Below are 2,669 nucleotides of genomic sequence, written 5' to 3' on the forward strand. Positions count from 1 at the left end.
CCCCCCCCCCCCCCCCCCCCCCCCCCCCCCCCCCCCCCCCCCCCCCCCCCCCCCCCCCCCCCCCCCCCCCCCCCCCCCCCCCCCCCCCCCCCCCCCCCCGCCCCCCCCCCCCCCCCCCCCCCCCCCCCCCCCCCCCCCCCCCCCCCCCCCCCCCCCCCCCCCCGGGGGGGGGGGCCCCCCCCCCCCCCCCCCGCGACGGCAAACGTCCTGTCCTGTCGGGGCGGCTGGGGCACGGGCGGAGAATCCTTGGTACGACCCAAACGGATCTAGGGCGATCGCGCGCGCCTGTCGCCCAGGCTGCGGCAACCCGCGCCGGCGAGAGCATGGTCCGTGATCCGTCAATCACGGACACGGCTCGCTCTCGTCTCGAGGGCGCATCGTCGTCACGCCAGCGGGAATCCACCTCGCTCGACGATGCTCTAGCCGGCTCCGAGCAGCCGGATCGCGGCGTCGCGCTCGAACAGGTAGAGCAGCACCCGCAGCGCCTGGCCCCGCTCGGTCCGCAGGGTCGGATCGCGCTCGACGATCAGCCGTGCGTCGTCGCGGGCGACCTCCAGCAGGGCGCCGTCGCTCTCCAGGCGGGCGAGCCGGAAGGCCGCGAGGCCGGATTGGCGGGTGCCGAGCACCTCGCCCTCGCCGCGCAGCCGCAGATCGGCCTCGGCGATGCGAAACCCGTCCTCGCTCTCGCGCATCATCTCGAGGCGGGCCTTCGACACCTGGCCGAGCGGCCCGCGATAGAGCAGCAGGCAGGACGAGGCCTTCGCGCCGCGCCCGACCCGGCCGCGCAGCTGGTGGAGTTGGGCCAGCCCGAAGCGCTCGGCATGCTCGATCACCATGATCGTCGCCTCCGGCACGTCGACCCCGACCTCGACCACGGTGGTCGAGACCAGGACCCGGGTCTCGCCCGCGGCGAAGCGGGCCATCGCCGCATCCTTGTCGGCGCCGGGCATCTTGCCGTGGATCAGCCCGACCTCGGCCCCGAAATGCTGCTTCAGGTCCTCGAAGCGCTCCTCCGCCGCGGCGAGGTCGACGAACTCCGATTCGGCCACCAGCGGGCAGATCCAGTAGACGCGCTCGCCGCCCTGGAGCGCGCGGTGGAGGCCGGCCACGACCTCGTCGATGCGCTCGGTCGGGATGGTGATCGTCCGGATCGGCTGCCGTCCGGCCGGCTTCTCGTCGAGGACCGAGACGTCCATGTCGCCGAAGCAGGTCAGCGCGAGCGTCCGCGGGATCGGGGTCGCGGTCATGACGAGAATGTCGACCGCCGCGCCCTTGGCGCCGAGCGCGAGGCGCTGGTGGACGCCGAACCGGTGCTGCTCGTCGACCACCGCCAGCCCGAGATCGGCGAACACCACGCTGTCCTGGAACAGGGCGTGGGTGCCGACCAGGATGTCGATCTCGCCGGCGGCGAGGTCGGCCAGCGTCGCCCGGCGCTCGGCGGCGCGGTCCCGGCCGGTCATCAGGCGCAGGCGCAGGGCGCCGGCCAGCGGCTTCAGGCGCTCGAAGTGCTGGCGTGCCAGGATCTCGGTTGGGGCCATCAGCGCCGCCTGCCGGCCGGCCTCGCAGGCCGAGGCCATGGCGAGGAGCGCCACGGCGGTCTTGCCCGACCCGACATCGCCCTGGAGCAGGCGCAGCATCCGCTTGTCGGAGGCCAGATCGCCGCGAATCTCGGCGACGGCGCGCGTCTGCGCGCCGGTCAGCGCGAAGGGCAGCCCCGCCTCGATCCGGGCGGAGAGGCGGCCGTCGCCGGCGTTGACCCGTCCGGGCTTGCGGCGGCTGCGCGCCCGCATCAGCGCCAAAGCCAGCTGCGAGGCCAGAAGCTCGTCGTAGGCCAGCCGTTTTCGCGACGGCGTCGCGGGCGGCGGGACCGCGACGCCGTTGGGGCCCAGCGTCGAGGGCTTGGGCGCCTCCTCGGGCCGGTGCTCGGCGCGCAGCGCGTCGGCGAAGGGCGGCAGCCGGTTCTGCCGCAGCCAGGCCGGGTCCTGCCACTCCGGCAGCACCGGCAGCCGCTCCAGGGCGGCCACCGCGAGCTTGCCGATCGCCCGCGAGGTCAGGCCTTCCGTGGCGCCGTAGACCGGCTCGACGGAGGGCAGGGCGGCCAGGCCTTCCGCGTCGACGATGCGGGAGGGATGCACCATCTGGCGGCTGCCGTCCCAGAGGTCGATGCGGCCGGTGACGTAGCGGTGGCTGCCCAGCGGCAGCATCTTCTCGACCCGCGCCGCCGGCATCCCGAAGAACACCAGGGTGATGTCGCCGGTCTCGTCCTCGACCAGCACCCGGTGCGGGCGCCTGCCCGGCCCGGTCCCGGCCGGCCGGTGATGCGAGATGGTAACGCCGACGGTGACCGGCTCGCCCACAGGGGCCTCGCCGACCGAGCCGACGAGCTTCTGCGCGATGCCGCCCTGCGGCAGGTGGAACAGCAGTTCGACGATGCGGGCCGGCCGCTCGGGCGTGCCGAGCAGCCGCTCGATCATGGGCGCCATCTTCGCGCCGACGCCCGGCAGCCCGCGCGCGGGCGCGAACAGCGGATCGAGGATGCTGGGGCGCAGGAGCGCAGGGGCCGTCTCGTCGCGCATCGCCAATCCGCTCGTTCGGCCCATCCTGCCCGGCGGGCCCTAATAGCCCGTGCATCCCGCCCCGTCGCGCGCGGCCGCTCGACGCTGGCGCGC

General features: G+C 75.6%; 1 protein-coding gene. It reads right to left on the reverse strand.

All coding sequences use genetic code 11. From position 1 onward, the window contains the following. Nucleotides 1-419: 419 nt before the first annotated feature. Entirely contained in the window at nucleotides 420-2,576 is a 2,157-nt protein-coding gene (recG, locus tag FV223_RS24750) for an ATP-dependent DNA helicase RecG (RefSeq protein WP_147729444.1), read from the reverse strand. Nucleotides 2,577-2,669: the final 93 nt, after the last annotated feature.

This window comes from Methylobacterium sp. WL116 (assembly GCF_008039455.1).
Taxonomy (GTDB): domain Bacteria; phylum Pseudomonadota; class Alphaproteobacteria; order Rhizobiales; family Beijerinckiaceae; genus Methylobacterium.

Bases quoted from the DNA above. Each gene is read 5' to 3' on its own strand.
- recG (WP_147729444.1), bottom strand. From the start codon at position 2,576: ATGCGCGACGAGACGGCCCCTGCGCTCCTGCGCCCCAGCATCCTCGAT.